Here is a 14,940-nt window from a genome sequence, read left to right on the forward strand (position 1 = left end):
ACCGCGCCCGGACCCCACGGGTCCGGGCGCGTAGCATTGCCGCCGATGTCGACCAACGTCCTGGCCTTCCGCCGCTCCGGTTTCACGCTCGTCCGCGTCAAGGGCATCCCCGTGACGCTCGGTTACACGTGGCTCATCCTCGCCGCGATGGTCGTCGCCGTCTACGCGCCGATCGTCCAGCGCTCGGTCCCCGGCATCGGCGCGGGCGCCTCGCTCGCGGTCGCCGCCCTGTTCGCGCTCACCCTGCTCCTGTCGGTGTTCCTGCACGAGCTCGGGCACGCGCTGGTGAGCCTGCGCGCCGGGATCGGCGTGCGCCAGATCAACCTCGACGCCCTCGGCGGCTTCACCGAGATGGACCGCGAGGCGCCGAAGCCCTCGACGGCCGCCGCCATCGCGCTGGCGGGCCCGGCCGTCTCGCTGCTGCTGGGCCTGGCGGGGCTCGCGGGCGTCGCCGTCATCGACGTGGGCACGCTCGGCTGGCAGCTGAGCTTCCAGGTGTGCGTGGCGAACCTCCTCGTAGCCGCCTACAACCTGCTCCCGGGCCTGCCCCTGGACGGCGGCAAGGCCCTCCAGGCGGGCATCTGGGCCGCCACGGGCGACCGCTGGAGCGGTTACCGGGTCGCCGGGTGGGCCGGGCGCGTCGTCGCCGTCGGCACCGTCGGCGCGGGCCTGTGGCTGTTCTCCAACCGCATGTTCTCCTGGATCGGCCTGATCCTGCTGCTCATGGTCGCGTTCGAGCTGTGGCGCGGCGCGACGGGCGCGATCCGCGCCGCCCGCATGGGCCCGCGCGTCAAGGCCCTCGACGCCGCGCGGCTCGCCCGCCCGGTCGTCGTCGTGAGCGCCTCGGCGACCCTCGGCGAGGCCCTCGCCGCGGCGGGGGACAAGGAGGTCGTGGCCGTCGACGGGCGCCCGGTGGGCGTGCTCGACCGCGCCAGCGCCGAGGCCGTGCCGCCCGACCAGGTCGCCGCCATGCCGCTGGCCGGGCTCCTGCGCTCGGCGCAGCAGATCCCCGGGCTCGGGGCCGGCCTGACCGGCCAGGCGCTCGTCGACGCGATCGGCAAGAGCGGCGCGGACCGGTTCTTCGTGGTCGATGAGGGGCGCCTGACAGGGCTGCTCTACACCGCCGACGTGGTCAAAGCCCTCCGTTAAGATGCTTCGGACCTGAACCGAAGGAGACACGAGGCAAAGTGGCATCTGACCTGCTGGCGCCGGGCGACCGCGTCCAACTGACCGACGCGAAGAACCGGAAGGCCACGATCACCCTCGCCGAGGGCGGCGCCTTCCACACCCACCGGGGCAGGCTGTTCCACGACGACCTCATCGGCAGGCCCGACGGCGTCACGGTCACCACCGAGGGCGGCACCGCCTACCTGGCGCTGCGCCCGCTGCTGCCGGACTACGGCCTGTCGATGCGACGCGGCGCCCAGGTCATCTACCCCAAGGACATCGCGCAGATCCTCACGTTCGGCGACATCTACCCGGGCGCGCGCGTCGTCGAGGCCGGGGCGGGCTCCGGGGCGCTCACGAACTGGCTGCTGCGGGCCGTGGGCCCGACCGGCCGCGTGTTCTCGTGGGAGCTGCGCGAGGACTTCGCGAAGATCGCGCAGGAGAACGTCGCGGGCTACTACGGGGAGCTGCCCGAGCAGTGGACGCTGACGGTGGGGGACGTGGCCGAAGCCGAGCTCGACGCGCCGGTCGACCGGGTCGTGCTCGACATGCTCTCCCCGTGGGAGGTACTGGACACAGTAGAGCGAATCCTGCGGCCCGGCGGTGTCTTCATCGGATACGTCGCGACCACCACGCAGATGTCCGAACTCGTCGAGGCCCTGCGAGAGCGCAAGACCTTCACCGAGCCCGAGGCGTGGGAGTCGCTCATCCGCGGCTGGCATCTGGAGGGCCTGGCGGTCCGCCCGGACCACCGCATGATCGCCCACACCGCGTTCCTCATCACCGCGCGCAAGCTCGCCCCCGGGACGGTGGCCCCGGCGCGGAAGCTGAAGCCCTCGAAGGGCCAGCAGGCGCTGCGGGAGCGGAACGCGCGGATCGCCGCCGAAGCCGGGGCGGCCCCCGATGAAGAAGTAACGGAACAGTAACAATCCGCGGTTTTCGAGAGTCGGATTCACGACTTCCCAAGTGCTGAAACAAGATAGCGCGGCTCCGCATAAGCGGGGCCGCGCTTCGGTCGTTCGGTCTAGTCGTCGGCGCCGGGTCCGGCGACGGCCTCCTTGCTCGCGCGGTCGCGGACGTAGATGCACTCGCCGGGGCAGTCGTGCGCGGCGTTCACAATGTCCAGTCGCAGGTGCTCGGGCACGCTGACTTGCGAACCCGCCGTAGTCAACAGCTCGCCCTGAGTGTCCTTCACGTACGCGAGGCCGTCGATGTCGAACTCGAACACGTCGGGGGCGTACTGCACGCAGAGCCCGTCCCCGGTGCACGCGTCCTGGTCGATCGAGACTTCGAGTTCACGTTCCACAGCCATGGCTCCCACATTAAATCGCATCGAGAATGTAGCGCAATGTCGGTGGCGAGCCTTACTATTGGCCTCCCCAGCCAGCTACGGTTGGAGTAGCAACACTCTCCTGGGAGGTGTGACCCGTGGCACGAAGCAACGATGACCGTCGACAGAACCTGGGCCAGGGCTCAGAGCGCGACGAACTGTCAGGACAGGTCGAAGAGCTCCAGGAAGAACTGGCCGCGGCACGGCGCCGTCTCACCGAAACGCCCCGACACATGCACATCCTGGAGGAGCGGCTCGCCGCCGCCCAATCCCAGATCGACCGCCTGTCGGAGCAGAACGAGCGCCTCGTGGCGACCTTGAAAGAGGCCCGCGAGCAGATCGTCTCACTGAAAGAGGAAATCGACCGGCTCGCCCAGCCGCCGTCCGGGTACGGCGTGTTCCTGGGCGCGCGCGAGGACGGCACCGTAGACGTCTTCACCTCCGGTCGCAAGTTCCGGGTGTCCCTCGCCCCCTCGATCGACCCCGAGGAGCTGGAGCGCGGCCAGGAGGTCCTGCTCAACGACGCCATGAACGTGGTCGAGGTCCTCGACTACGAGCGCATCGGCGAGGTCGTCACGCTCAAGGAGCTCATCGAGAACCCGAGCGGCGGACCTCCCGACCGGGCCCTGGTCACCAGCCACGCCGACGAGGAGCGGGTCGTGCTGCTCTCCGACGCGCTCATCAACGGGCCGCTGCGCGCCGGCGACTCGGTCATGATCGAGCCGCGCGCGGGCTACGCGTACGAGCGCATCCAGAAGAGCGAGGTCGAGGAGCTCGTCCTCGAAGAGGTCCCCGACGTCGACTACTACGACATCGGCGGCCTCGACGGGCAGATCGAGATGATCCGCGACGCCGTGGAGCTCCCGTTCCTGCACGCCGACCTCTTCCGCGAGCACGAGCTGCGCCCGCCGAAGGGCATCCTGCTCTACGGCCCTCCCGGCTGCGGCAAGACGCTCATCGCCAAGGCCGTCGCCAACTCGCTGGCCAAGAAGGTCGCCGAGATGCGCGGCGAGGAGACCTCCTCCAAGAGCTTCTTCCTCAACATCAAGGGCCCGGAGCTGCTGAACAAGTACGTCGGCGAGACCGAGCGGCACATCCGCCTGGTCTTCCAGCGGGCCCGCGAGAAGGCCAGCGAGGGCATGCCGGTCATCGTGTTCTTCGACGAGATGGACTCGATCTTCCGCACCCGCGGCTCGGGCGTGTCCTCCGACGTCGAGAACACGATCGTCCCGCAGCTCCTGTCGGAGATCGACGGCGTCGAGGGCCTGGAGAACGTCATCGTCATCGGCGCCTCCAACCGCGAGGACATGATCGACCCGGCGATCCTGCGGCCCGGCCGCCTGGACGTCAAGATCAAGATCGAGCGGCCCGACGCCGAGTCCGCGAAGGACATCTTCTCGAAGTACATCACCCCGACCCTGCCGCTGCACGACGACGACCTCGCCGAGCACGACAAGGACCGGGACGCCACCGTGGCCTCGATGATCCAGGCGGTCGTCGAGCGGATGTACTCCGAGGTCGACGAGAACCGCTTCCTCGAAGTGACCTACGCCGACGGCGACAAGGAGGTCCTGTACTTCAAGGACTTCAACTCCGGCGCCATGATCGAGAACATCGTGGCCCGCGCCAAGAAGATGGCCATCAAGGACTTCCTCACCTCGCAGTCGCGGGGCATCCGGCTCAGCCACCTGATCGACTCCACGGTGGACGAGTTCCGCGAGAACGAGGACCTGCCGAACACCACCAACCCGGACGACTGGGCCCGCATCTCCGGCAAGAAGGGCGAGCGGATCGTCTACATCCGCACGCTCGTCTCCGGCAAGGGCGCGGACTCCGGCCGCAGCATCGACACCGTGTCGAACACCGGACAGTACCTGTAGCGAAGCGGAAGGTACCGGGCTGCGCGGCCTCTAAACAGCAGATCAAAGGGATCGGTCGGCGGATTCGTCCGCCGGCCGATCGCTCCTGCGTCCGGCGTGTCGCGCGCACGCATCCGGGTAACCGCCGTCCATGAAGCCGCAGCCATTGAACAACGTGCACATCGAGTCCGCGGAAATCCAGTCGAGCGCACTCCGAGGGGGCGCAAAGGGGCCGGGACGGACTAGGCTCGAAGGCATGACCGTTCGCCGCATCATGGGCACCGAGATCGAATACGGGATCTCCGTGCCGGGCCAGCCGGGGGCCAACCCGATGGTGACCTCCTCGCAGATCGTCAACGCCTACGCCGCCCGCCCCGAGCTGTCCAAGGGCGGACGGGCCAGGTGGGACTACGAGGAGGAGACCCCCCTGCGCGACGCCCGCGGCTTCACGTACACCGGGGCCCTCTACGACCCCGCCGAGAACCTCGCCGACGAGGACTCCGGGCTCGCCAACGTCATCCTCACCAACGGCGCGCGCCTCTACGTCGACCACGCGCACCCCGAGTACTCCACGCCCGAGGTCACCAACCCCCGCGAGATCGTGCTGTTCGACAAGGCCGGCGAGATGACCATGGCCGAGGCCGCCCTCCGGGCCGCCCACACGCCCGGCATCGGCCCGATCAACCTGTACAAGAACAACACCGACAACAAGGGCGCCTCCTACGGCGCGCACGAGAACTACCTCATGTCGCGCCAGACCCCCTTCGCGGACATCGTCGCCCACTTCACGCCGTTCCTGGTCACCCGCCAGGTCTTCGCGGGCGCCGGGCGCATCGGCATCGGCCAGGACGCCTCCGAGCACCGCTACCAGATCTCCCAGCGCGCCGACTTCTTCGAAGTCGAGGTCGGCCTGGAGACCACCCTGAAGCGGCCCATCATCAACACCCGCGACGAGCCGCACGCCGACGCCGAGCGGTACCGCCGCCTCCACGTCATCATCGGCGACGCCAACCTCGCCGAGCACGCCACGTTCCTCAAGACCGGCACCGCCTCGATCGTCCTCGCGATGATCGAATCGGGCGCCTTCGACGGCTCCCTCGGCATCGCCGAGCCCGTCGCCGAGCTCCGCGCCGTCTCCCACGACCCCACGCTCACGCACAAGATCGAACTGCGCAACGGCAAGCGGCTCACCGCGGTCGAACTCCAGCAGTCCATCCTGGAGCAGGCCGAGGCCTACTGCGGCGCCGACGCCGACCCCGACACCCGCGAGGTCCTCGACCTGTGGGCGTACGTCCTCGACGCGCTGGCCCGCGACCCCATGGAGCTGGCCGACATGCTCGACTGGCCCGCGAAGCTCTCCCTGCTCGACCGCTACCGGCAGCGCGAGAACCTCGACTGGGGCGCCGCGAAGCTCCAGGCCATCGACCTCCAGTACCACGACGTGCGCCCCGAGAAGGGCCTCTACCACCGGCTCGTGGCCCGCGGCAAGATGAAGCGGCTGCTCACCGACACCGAGATCATCAACGCGATGACCGAGCCGCCCGCCGACACCCGCGCGTTCTTCCGCGGCCGGTGCCTCTCGCGCTACCCCTCCGAGGTCGTCGCGGCCTCGTGGGACTCCGTCATCTTCGACGTCGGCGCCGACTCGCTCGTGCGAGTGCCCATGATGGAGCCCGAAAAGGGCACCAAAGCCCATGTGGGGGAGCTGTTCGAGCGCTGCGAGGCCGCGAAGGACCTCCTCGACGTCATCACCGCCGATTAGCCGACACCGCTCCGCCGCGGGAATATTACAGAGCGGTACAGCGTCGTATCTGGCGTGCTGTCGTACTCTCGCGGTACGGTTTATGCACCGTCGAGGTAGAAGGGAACAGCTATGGCAGCGAAGGACTCCGGCGGGCAGTCGCAGTCGCAGCGGTCACGGCAGGAAGCAGACGCCGAGACCACCGAGGCCGCTGTAGACCCCGAGATCGCCGAACGCCACGAGGCGATGACCGAAGAAGTCGACGACCTGCTCGACGAGATCGACGAGGTCCTGGAGACCAACTCCGAGGAGTTCGTGCGCTCGTTCGTGCAGAAGGGCGGCCAGTAGCCGCACCTGCGGTCGACAGGGCCTGGTGTGACGCACAGGCGCACCGGGGCCTGGCACCGTCCAGTCGGAACTCGGCCGAGCGTCGAAAAGAATAGAGAATCAGGGAGGTCATGTCGTGACAGGTCAAGGATTCCCAGGCAAACTGCCCAACGCGTATATGACGGCTGGAACCTCCTCCTTCTCGGAGTTCCTCATGCAGACGGCGCCTGAACTGCTGCCGGGGCGCAGGCCCCTGCCCCCCGGCGACTTCGCCGAGATGAGCGCCCACGCGACCACGATCGTGGCGCTCAAGACCGCCGAAGGCGTCGTCATGGCGGGCGACCGGCGGGCCACGTCCGGCAACTACATCGCCAGCCGCGACATCGAGAAGGTCTTCCCCGCCGACGGCTACTCGCTCGTCGGCATGGCCGGCACCGCCGGGCTCGGCATCGAGCTCATCAAGCTCTACCAGGTCGAACTCGAACACTACGAGAAGCTCGAAGGCGCACCGCTCACCTTGAACGGCAAGGCGAACCGCCTCGCCTCCATGCTGCGCGGCAACCTCGGCATGGCCATGCAGGGCCTCGCCGTCGTCCCCCTGTTCGCGGGGTTCGACAACGACGCGCCCTCCGTCGCCGAAGCCGGGAAGATCTACAGCTTCGACGTCGTCGGCGGCGTCTACGCCGAACGCGACTACGACTCGATCGGCTCCGGCTCGATCTTCGCCAAGGGCTCGCTGAAGAAGCGCTACCGGCGCGGCCTCAGCACCGAGGACGCCGTCAAGGCCGCCGTCGAGGCGCTCTACGACGCCGCGGACGACGACTCCGCCACCGGCGGACCCGACCCGATCCGCGACCTCTACCCCGTGGTCATGTCCGCCACCGCCGAGGGCTCCAGGCGCATCGACGACGCCGTCGTCGCCGACCTGGCCCGCTCGGTCATCGCGGCCCGCACCGAGAACCCCTACGGATAAGGAGAGGAGCCTGACATGGCCATGCAGTTCTACACCAGTCCCGAGCAGATCATGCGGGACCGGGCCGAGTTCGCCCGCAAGAACATCTCCCGCGGCCGCAACGTCGTCGTGCTCTCGTGCGCCGACGGGGTCCTCCTGGTCGCCGAGAACGTCTCCTCGGCGCTCCACAAGGTCTACGAGCTGTACGACCGCATCGGCTTCGCCGCCGTCGGCAAGTACAACGAGTTCGAGAACCTCCGCACCGCGGGCGTGAGGATGGCCGACCTGCGCGGCTACTCCTACGACCGCCGCGACGTCACCGCCGCCAGCCTCGCCAAGGCCTACGCGCAGACGCTCGGCGCGATCTTCTCGGAGCAGACCAAGCCCTTCGAGGTCGAGATCTGCGTCGCCGGCGTCGGGGCGTCCCCCGAGGCCGACGAGCTCTACCGGCTCACCTTCGACGGCTCGATCAACGACGAGCCCGGCTACCTCGCCATGGGTGGCGCCGCCGAGCAGCTCGTCGAGGTCCTCTCCGAAGGCCACGACGCCGACGCCCCGCTCGCCGACGCGTTCGCGCTGGCGCTGCGGGCGCTCTCCTCGGACGGCGGCAACGGCACCCGCCGCGAGCTGACCACCGACGTCCTCGAAGTGGCCGTCCTCGAACGCGCCCGCCCCGGCCGCGCCTTCCGGCGCATCGAGGGCCTCGCCCTCGACGCGCTCATGCCGCGCGCCGACGACGAGCCCTCCGAGGTCGACCCCGACGACGTCATCGGGGACGACGACCCGGCCGCCGAACCGGACACGCCCGACAAGGGCGAAAGGCCCGAGCCGAGCGAATAGCAACGGCCCGAGCCGCATTCACGGACAACGAAACTCCCGCACGCAAGTGGACGGTCGCGGGGGCGCCAGCGCCCCCGCGACCCCGCCAAGACCGTCAACACGCCCGTCGCGGAGCGAAACCGTTCGACCGCGAGGGGTGTTCTCCTCAACCGAATCGGGGTAGGGTTTCGACATGGACAGGCGCATTTTCGGACTGGAGACCGAATACGGGGTCACTTGCACCTTCAGGGGACAGCGCCGCCTGTCTCCGGACGAAGTGGCCCGATACCTCTTCAGGCGTGTGGTCTCCTGGGGCCGCTCCTCCAACGTGTTCCTCCGCAACGGCGCCCGCCTCTACCTCGACGTGGGCTCCCACCCCGAGTACGCCACCCCCGAGTGCGACTCCGTCGAGGACCTGGTCAAGCACGACCGGGCCGGCGAGCGCATCCTCGAAGGCCTCATGATCGACGCGGAGAAGCGCCTCCACGACGAGGGCATCGCCGGGGACATCTACCTGTTCAAGAACAACACCGACTCCGCCGGGAACTCCTACGGCTGCCACGAGAACTACCTCGTCAGCCGCCACGGCGAGTTCGGGCGCCTCGCCGAGGTCCTCATCCCGTTCCTCGTCACCCGCCAGCTCATCTGCGGCGCCGGCAAGGTCCTCCAGACCCCGCGGGGCGCGCGCTTCTGCCTGTCGCAGCGCGCCGAGCACATCTGGGAGGGCGTCTCCTCCGCGACCACCCGCTCGCGCCCCATCATCAACACCCGCGACGAGCCGCACGCCGACGCCGAGCGGTACCGCCGCCTCCACGTCATCGTCGGCGACTCGAACATCAACGAGATCACCACGATGCTCAAGATCGGCTCCGCCGACCTGGTGCTGCGGATGATCGAGACCGGCGTGACCATGCGCGACCTCACCCTGGAGAACCCGATCCGGGCCATCCGCGAGATCAGCCACGACACGACCGGGAAGCGCCTGGTGCGCCTCGCGAGCGGACGCGAGGCGTCCGCACTGGACATCCAGCGCGAGTACCTGGAGAAGGCGATGGACTTCGTCGACCAGCGTGGCGCCGACGCGACCACCAAGCGCGTCATCGAGCTGTGGGGCCGCGTCCTCCAGGCCGTTGAGGACGGCAACCTCGACACGATCTCGCGCGAGATCGACTGGGTCGCGAAGTACAAGCTCATCGAGCGGTACCGCGAGAAGCGCGGCCTGCCGCTGTCGAGCCCGCGCGTCGCCCAGCTCGACCTCGCCTACCACGACATCCGGCGCGGGCGCGGCCTGCACCACCTGATGGAGAAGCGCGGCGAGGCCGACAGGATCACGCAGGACGTCGAGGTGTTCGAGGCCAAGGAGGTGCCGCCGCAGACCACGCGCGCGCGCCTGCGCGGCGAGTTCATCCGCAAGGCGCAGGAGAAGCGCCGCGACTTCACCGTCGACTGGGTGCACCTGAAGCTCAACGACCAGGCGCAGCGCACCGTGCTGTGCAAGGACCCGTTCCGCTCGCGCGACGAGCGCGTGGACAAGCTCATCGCCAGCATGTGAGCATTGGGGCATGTCCTCCGAGACCCCTGAGACCGACACGGCCGCCGAGCGGCGGCCCCACGAGCGCGAGCAGGCTGGCCGGTCCGGCCTGCTCTCCTCGCTCGACCCCATGGCCGCCTACGAGCGGCGCACCGCCCGCATCCGCGAGGAGATCGCCCGCAACCGCCGCGGCGAGTACAAGGTCCCGACCTGGGTCCTGGCGCTCGCGCTGGCGGGCGTGATCGGCCTGTGGATCGTGGTGCTGTTCGTGCTCTAGCGGCGCTTGGCGAGGTGGGCCGCGTGGCGGCCCGCTGCGGCTTCGGCGACGAAGTAGACGCGGTCCTTGTCGAGGCCGCGGCCCATCGTGGAGAGCTTGACCGGGAGGGACTCCATGGCCTCGACGAGGCCGGAGCAGTCGACCTCGATCTGGCGGTGGCGCTCGGGGAGGGTGGCGAGCTGGGCGCGGATCTTCGGTTCGAGGTCGGCGGGGAGCTCGTCGGGGACCGGGATGTCGGCCGGGGCCAGGGCGACCCTGCCGTAGGCGGTCATCGAGTGGTGGGAGACGCCGCGGTGGCGTTCGCGGGCGTCGCCCTCCGAGATCCGCAGGGAAGCGACCGGGCGGCCGCCGAGGACCGACGCCGCGTTCACGGCCTCGCCCGCCGCAGTGCCCGAGAAGCCCCACACGGTGCCCGTGCCGAGGTTGCCGGGTCCCTGGGCGACGATCGCGATGTCGGCGCCGCCGACGACGCGGGCCGCGATGAGCGCGTTGTGGATGTTCGTGGCCTCCAGGTCGCCGCCGAAGCACTGGCCCGCGGTGACGACCGTGCAGATCCGGTCCGAGAGCTGGTCGAGCTGGCGCGAGAACCACGCCGGGAGCGCCCCGCCGTCGGTCATCACGTACGCGACCTTCGCGCCCGGAGCGGTCGCGTGGATCCCCGCCAGGACCGGCGCGAGCGCCGAGTGCAGGTCCGCGACCACCACCGGCATCCCGCCGAGGTCGTCGCACGCCTCCACTGCGGCGCGGTGCGGCGAGTCGTCCTCGTCGACCGCCAGGCGCATCGCCTGCATCGGCGTGTAGCGGGCCTTGACGATGTGGCCGGGGACGTCGACGTCCGCGGGGAGCCGGTCGGGGACCGCGATGACCAGCGCGTACCCGCCCGTGCCGAGGCCCTTTGCGATGGCGTTGCAGTTGAGGAGGACCCGGTCGCCGACCTCCGGGACGCCGACGAGGCCGTCATAGGCGAGGCCCCGGCACGAGAACGCGTCCTCGCCCTCGCGGGCCTCGACGTCGACCTCCAGCTCGGTGCAGCCGTTCCAGCCGCCGCGCACGCCCGAGACGGTCCCGTATCGCCATCTGATCACGCCCGGACACTATCAAAGCGGGCGCGGAGCCCGAGGGCCCGACCGTGCCGCCCGCAAGCCGGCGCCGCCGCGGGGCCGGGCGTGATGGCGGCCCGCGAGGGCGCTGGCATAGGCTGGGCAGGTGTCCAACGATCGCACTGAACGACTGGTGAACCTGGTGCTCTGCCTGCTGTCCTCGCGGCGCTTCCAGACCGCCGGCAGGATCGCCCGGACCGTGCCCGGATACGAGCACGACCCCGAGGACAAGAAGGCGCACGAGGCGTTCCAGCGCAAGTTCGAGCGCGACAAGGCCGAGCTGCGCCGCATCGGCATCCCGCTCCAGTCCGGCAACGACTTCCTCGCCGACGGCGAGCCCGGCTACCGGATCGCGCGCTCGGACTTCGAGCTGCCGCAGATCGAGTTCACCGACGCCGAGGCCGCCGCCGTCGCGGCCGCCGCGCGCCTGTGGCAGCAGCCCGAGCTCCAGTCCGGGAGCGCCGAGGCGCTCCTGAAGCTCCGCGCCGCCGGGATCGACGTCGAGTCGCACGCCGCGACCGCCACGGTCAAGTCCCTGCCCGGCGCCGAAGCCGCGCTGTCGCCGTTCTTCGAGGCGATCGCCGTGCGCCGCGCCGTCGTCTTCGACTACCTGGGCTCGCGCGACGAGTCCGCGCAGCAGCGCCGCATCCAGCCCTGGGGCTGCGCGGCCTGGCGCGGCCGCTGGTACGTCGCCGGGCTCGACCTCGACCGGGACGCGCAGCGGTGCTTCCGGCTCTCGCGCATCAGCGGGAAGGTCCGGCTCACCGGCCCCGAAGGCGCCTACACCATCCCCGAGGACGTCGACGTGCTCGCGTTCGCCTCCGAGTCCGAGTCCCGGCTCATGCCCGTGCGCGCCACGGTCATGGTCCGCCCGAAGCGGGCCTGGGGCGTGCGCCGCCGCGCCGACCAGATCGGGCCGCGCACTCCCGAAGGCGACCAGGTGTGCTTCTCGTACACCGAGACCGCGCCGACGGCCGCGTGGCTCGCGTCGTTCGGCCCCGACGTGCTCGTCGTCGACCCGCCCGAGCTCGTCAAGGAGACCGTCGCGTGCCTCCAGGCGCTCGCGGCCGAAGAGGGGGACCACTGATGGTGACCAACCGCCTGGCCCGGCTGCTCAACCTCGTCCCGTACCTGGTCGCGCGCCCCGAAGGGGTGCCGATGTCCGAGATCGCCGCGGACTTCGGGGTGGACGTCGAGCAGGTGCAGGCCGACCTGACGATGCTGTGGATGTGCGGCCTGCCCGGGTACGGGCCCGGCGACCTCATCGACATCGCGTTCGACGCCGACGCCGTGCGGGTCCTGTTCGCCGCCGGGATGGACCGGCCCGTGCGCCTCGCCGCCCACGAGGCCCTCGCCCTGTCGGTGGCCCTGCGGGTCCTCGCCGACACGCCCGGCGTGGGCGACCGCGCCGCCATCGCCTCCGCGCTCGACAAGCTCGCCGCCGCCGCGGGGGAGGCGCCCGCCGACGTCACCGTCCGCGACACCGTCACCGACCCGGCCGCGGAGAAGTACGCCGCGCTCGTCGCCTCCGGGCACGCCGCGCGCATCACCTACTACTCCGCGCACCGCGACACCACCTCCGAGCGGGTCGTCGACCCCATCGAGATCGTCGTCGCCGAAGGCCACGCCTACCTGCGGGCCTGGTGCCGCACCGCGGGGGAGATCCGCCAGTTCCGCATCGACCGGATCGACGCGTGCAGCGAGCTCGACGAGCCCTCCGAGCCGCTGCGGCTCACCAACCAGCCCGCGCCGACCGCGTTCCTCGCCTCGGAGCTGCCGCGCATCGAACTGCTGCTCGGACCCGGCGCCAAGGGCGTCTCGGACTCCTACCCGTGCGAGGAGGTCGCCGGGGAGCCCGACGGGCGCCGCCGCGTCGTCATGCGCGTGCGCGACCTCGACTGGGCCCGCCGCTTCGTCCTCGGACTCGGCGGCGAAGCCGAGGTCGTCGCCCCCGCCGAGCTGCGCGACGCGGTCCGCCAGACCGCGGCCTCCGCGCTCGCCCGCTACGCCCCGGCCGCCTGAGCCGGGCCCGCGTCCGCTTAGAATGTCCCGATGATCTGGGCGATATCGGTCGTGCTGGCACTCGCCGGACTCGTGCTCCTCGCCGTCGCGGCGTGGCGCCTCCTCGGCGGCCTGAGCGAACTCAAATCCGGCCTCGACCGCGTCCAAGAACGCGCCGGCCAGGTACAGGACCTGCAAGAACGCTTGAACGAGACGATGGCGGAAGTGCAGCGCACGACCGCCGCGCTGCCCGAGAAATGACACGGGCCGGTCGCACTCGCCACATTCTGATAAAGATCGGCGATCCCGAAGGCTCCAGTGTTGACGGAAGTGTCAAACGTCGGTCATGCTTGTCCGGCTCGACGACGTCGTAGCCGCGCCTACCAACGGTGACCACGGGGTGAACCCGGTCTCAGGCTCCGTGGCGGCAGCCTCGACCGAGGCATACGATGGTAATCGTCACCGACAGATATCCGGAGGGACCGAACAATGGGTGCACTGAAGCCCTGGCACATCATCATTCTCGTCGTTGTCATCCTGCTGGTGTTCGGCTCCCGGAAGCTCCCGGACATGGCCCGCGGTCTGGGTCGCTCCATGCGCATCCTCAAGTCCGAGACCGAGGCCATGAAGAAGGACGGGAACAACCCGGACGAGGACGGCGACACCCGCGCCGAGCCCAAGCACACGCGCGAGCCGCTGGAGCCGCCGCAGCCGGTCAACGAGTCCGTGATCGACGGCGAATCGGTCGACCGCAAGCAGACCCGCTAGCCTGGATTCGACCGTTACGGACATGGCGGACGAACCACCGCGCCGCAAGGGCAAACGGCAGACCAAGTTCCAGCGCGCCGCCGACGGCTCCATGACGCTCATGGAGCACCTCATGGACCTGCGATCGCGCCTGATGATCGCGGTCCTGGTGATCCTGGTCGGCACCGCGCTGGGCCTGATCTTCTCCAAGCAGGCCATCGAGTTCCTCGCGCAGCCCTACTGCAACACGTCGGGCACGAACGTCGAGTCGGGCGAGGAAGTGCTCTGCAACTTCACGCTGAACTCGCCGGCCTCGCACATCGCCCTGTACCTCAAGGTGTCGCTGTACATGGGCCTGGTCGCGACCTCGCCGATCTGGCTGTACCAGCTGTGGGCGTTCATCGCCCCCGGCCTGCACCGCAACGAGCGCAAGTACGCCTACACGTTCATCGGGATCGCCGCGCCGCTGTTCCTCGGCGGCGCGACCCTCGCGTACTTCGTGGTCAGCCACGGCATCCAGTTCATCATGGTGCTCCAGGAGGGCACCGGGTTCACGATCGCCCTGAACCTAGAGGAGTACATCAACTTCTACCTCACGGTGATGGTGGTCTTCGGCGTCGGCTTCGAGTTCCCGCTGATCATGCTGATGCTCAACGTCATGGGCATCGTCACGGCCAAGCGGATGCGCGGCTGGTGGCGCATCGTGGTCGTCGTGAGCTTCATCTTCACCGCGATCTTCACGCCCACGCCCGACCCGTTCGGCATGACGGCGCTGGCGATCTGCATGCTCTTCCTCTATGGACTCGCGCTGATCATCGCCCACCTCAACGACAAGCGCAAGGGCATCACTGACGAGGAGAACTGGGACGACGAGGAGGCCAGCGACATCGGTTCCTCCAGCGATGTCGACGCGGCGACCTCGATCCGCGCGGGCGGCCTCGACGACGAGGACTACCCGGCCGAGAACGACCGGCGCAACCGGCTCGGCAGGCGCGTCGACGGCTACGACGACATCACCTGAGTCCGGTTGGGACGCAGGTAGCGCGATAGCGAAAGGCCCCGGGTCGATACCCGGGGCCTTTCGCAGTT

The 14,940-nt window shown here is 69.7% G+C and carries 16 protein-coding genes; 14 read left to right on the plus strand and 2 right to left on the minus strand.

From position 1 onward, the window contains the following. Positions 1–45 precede the first annotated feature (45 nt). Entirely contained in the window at positions 46–1,149 is a 1,104-nt protein-coding gene (locus tag WA640_RS21115) for a M50 family metallopeptidase (RefSeq protein WP_335990318.1), read from the plus strand. 38 nt (positions 1,150–1,187) lie between these two features. Continuing rightward, entirely contained in the window at positions 1,188–2,093 is a 906-nt protein-coding gene (locus WA640_RS21120) for a tRNA (adenine-N1)-methyltransferase (protein WP_146148180.1), read from the plus strand. Positions 2,094–2,191: 98 nt separating this feature from the next. Here WA640_RS21120 and WA640_RS21125 read toward each other — a convergent pair whose 3' ends face one another. Further along, positions 2,192–2,479 (minus strand): ferredoxin, encoded by a 288-nt coding sequence (locus WA640_RS21125; protein ID WP_106365801.1) that lies wholly within the window; start codon positions 2,477–2,479, stop codon positions 2,192–2,194. A 116-nt stretch (positions 2,480–2,595) separates the two neighbouring features. Here WA640_RS21125 and arc point away from each other — a divergent pair, with 116 nt between their 5' ends. The 7 genes from arc (at position 2,596) to WA640_RS21160 (ending at position 10,003) form a co-directional block, all read left to right on the plus strand. Then, on the plus strand, positions 2,596–4,377 hold the full coding sequence (arc, locus tag WA640_RS21130; protein ID WP_106365802.1) for a proteasome ATPase: 1,782 nt from the start codon (positions 2,596–2,598) through the stop codon (positions 4,375–4,377). Positions 4,378–4,612: 235 nt separating this feature from the next. After that, positions 4,613–6,118, plus strand: coding sequence for a depupylase/deamidase Dop (dop, locus tag WA640_RS21135; protein WP_106365803.1), 1,506 nt, complete (start codon positions 4,613–4,615; stop codon positions 6,116–6,118). Between the two features lie 111 nt (positions 6,119–6,229). Then, the gene (locus tag WA640_RS21140; protein ID WP_106365804.1) at positions 6,230–6,445 is read left to right on the plus strand and encodes a ubiquitin-like protein Pup; all 216 of its coding nucleotides are present in this window, start codon (positions 6,230–6,232) and stop codon (positions 6,443–6,445) included. A 157-nt stretch (positions 6,446–6,602) separates the two neighbouring features. After that, positions 6,603–7,397: a proteasome subunit beta gene (prcB, locus tag WA640_RS21145; protein WP_335990321.1), complete on the plus strand. Its 795-nt coding sequence runs from the start codon at positions 6,603–6,605 to the stop codon at positions 7,395–7,397. Between the two features lie 15 nt (positions 7,398–7,412). Continuing rightward, positions 7,413–8,216: a proteasome subunit alpha gene (gene prcA / locus WA640_RS21150; protein WP_106365806.1), complete on the plus strand. Its 804-nt coding sequence runs from the start codon at positions 7,413–7,415 to the stop codon at positions 8,214–8,216. 172 nt (positions 8,217–8,388) lie between these two features. Beyond that, a complete protein-coding gene (pafA, locus tag WA640_RS21155; protein WP_106365807.1) occupies positions 8,389–9,747 on the plus strand; it encodes a Pup--protein ligase in 1,359 nt (452 codons plus the stop codon). A gap of 10 nt (positions 9,748–9,757) precedes the next feature. After that, complete coding sequence (locus WA640_RS21160) at positions 9,758–10,003, plus strand: hypothetical protein (RefSeq protein WP_335990323.1); 246 nt, start codon at positions 9,758–9,760, stop codon at positions 10,001–10,003. Here the strand turns inward: WA640_RS21160 and WA640_RS21165 are convergent. Beyond that, complete coding sequence (locus WA640_RS21165) at positions 10,000–11,088, minus strand: DUF3866 family protein (RefSeq protein ID WP_106365809.1); 1,089 nt, start codon at positions 11,086–11,088, stop codon at positions 10,000–10,002. The genes WA640_RS21160 and WA640_RS21165 overlap by 4 nt on opposite strands. A gap of 121 nt (positions 11,089–11,209) precedes the next feature. On the opposite strand from WA640_RS21165, the gene WA640_RS21170 reads away from it, so the two are divergent. The 5 genes from WA640_RS21170 (at position 11,210) to tatC (ending at position 14,872) form a co-directional block, all read left to right on the plus strand. Next, positions 11,210–12,190: a helix-turn-helix transcriptional regulator gene (locus WA640_RS21170; RefSeq protein ID WP_106365810.1), complete on the plus strand. Its 981-nt coding sequence runs from the start codon at positions 11,210–11,212 to the stop codon at positions 12,188–12,190. After that, positions 12,190–13,125, plus strand: coding sequence for a helix-turn-helix transcriptional regulator (locus WA640_RS21175; protein WP_106365811.1), 936 nt, complete (start codon positions 12,190–12,192; stop codon positions 13,123–13,125). Before WA640_RS21170 ends, WA640_RS21175 begins: the two co-directional genes overlap by 1 nt. Before the next feature lie 30 nt (positions 13,126–13,155). Then, positions 13,156–13,365 carry a hypothetical protein gene (locus WA640_RS21180; protein WP_106365812.1) on the plus strand — a complete coding sequence of 70 codons (210 nt, stop codon included), beginning with the start codon at positions 13,156–13,158 and terminating at the stop codon, positions 13,363–13,365. 228 nt (positions 13,366–13,593) lie between these two features. Next, positions 13,594–13,872 carry a Sec-independent protein translocase subunit TatA gene (gene tatA, locus WA640_RS21185; RefSeq protein ID WP_335990324.1) on the plus strand — a complete coding sequence of 93 codons (279 nt, stop codon included), beginning with the start codon at positions 13,594–13,596 and terminating at the stop codon, positions 13,870–13,872. A 22-nt stretch (positions 13,873–13,894) separates the two neighbouring features. Further along, positions 13,895–14,872: a twin-arginine translocase subunit TatC gene (gene tatC, locus WA640_RS21190; protein WP_335990325.1), complete on the plus strand. Its 978-nt coding sequence runs from the start codon at positions 13,895–13,897 to the stop codon at positions 14,870–14,872. Positions 14,873–14,940: the final 68 nt, after the last annotated feature.

It is taken from the genome of Glycomyces sp. MUSA5-2 (genome assembly GCF_037034145.1).
Taxonomy (GTDB): Bacteria; Actinomycetota; Actinomycetes; order Mycobacteriales; family Micromonosporaceae; genus Glycomyces; species Glycomyces artemisiae.

Excerpts from the sequence above, each read along its gene's own strand:
- WA640_RS21115 (WP_335990318.1), top strand. The coding sequence starts at position 46 with ATGTCGACCAACGTCCTGGCCTTCCGCCGCTCCGGTTTCACGCTCGTC.
- prcA (WP_106365806.1), top strand. The coding sequence starts at position 7,413 with ATGGCCATGCAGTTCTACACCAGTCCCGAGCAGATCATGCGGGACCGG.
- pafA (WP_106365807.1), top strand. The coding sequence starts at position 8,389 with ATGGACAGGCGCATTTTCGGACTGGAGACCGAATACGGGGTCACTTGC.
- dop (WP_106365803.1), top strand. The coding sequence starts at position 4,613 with ATGACCGTTCGCCGCATCATGGGCACCGAGATCGAATACGGGATCTCC.
- WA640_RS21175 (WP_106365811.1), top strand. The coding sequence starts at position 12,190 with ATGGTGACCAACCGCCTGGCCCGGCTGCTCAACCTCGTCCCGTACCTG.
- prcB (WP_335990321.1), top strand. The coding sequence starts at position 6,603 with ATGACGGCTGGAACCTCCTCCTTCTCGGAGTTCCTCATGCAGACGGCG.
- WA640_RS21140 (WP_106365804.1), top strand. The coding sequence starts at position 6,230 with ATGGCAGCGAAGGACTCCGGCGGGCAGTCGCAGTCGCAGCGGTCACGG.
- tatC (WP_335990325.1), top strand. The coding sequence starts at position 13,895 with ATGGCGGACGAACCACCGCGCCGCAAGGGCAAACGGCAGACCAAGTTC.
- WA640_RS21180 (WP_106365812.1), top strand. The coding sequence starts at position 13,156 with ATGATCTGGGCGATATCGGTCGTGCTGGCACTCGCCGGACTCGTGCTC.
- tatA (WP_335990324.1), top strand. The coding sequence starts at position 13,594 with ATGGGTGCACTGAAGCCCTGGCACATCATCATTCTCGTCGTTGTCATC.
- WA640_RS21160 (WP_335990323.1), top strand. The coding sequence starts at position 9,758 with ATGTCCTCCGAGACCCCTGAGACCGACACGGCCGCCGAGCGGCGGCCC.
- WA640_RS21125 (WP_106365801.1), bottom strand. The coding sequence starts at position 2,479 with ATGGCTGTGGAACGTGAACTCGAAGTCTCGATCGACCAGGACGCGTGC.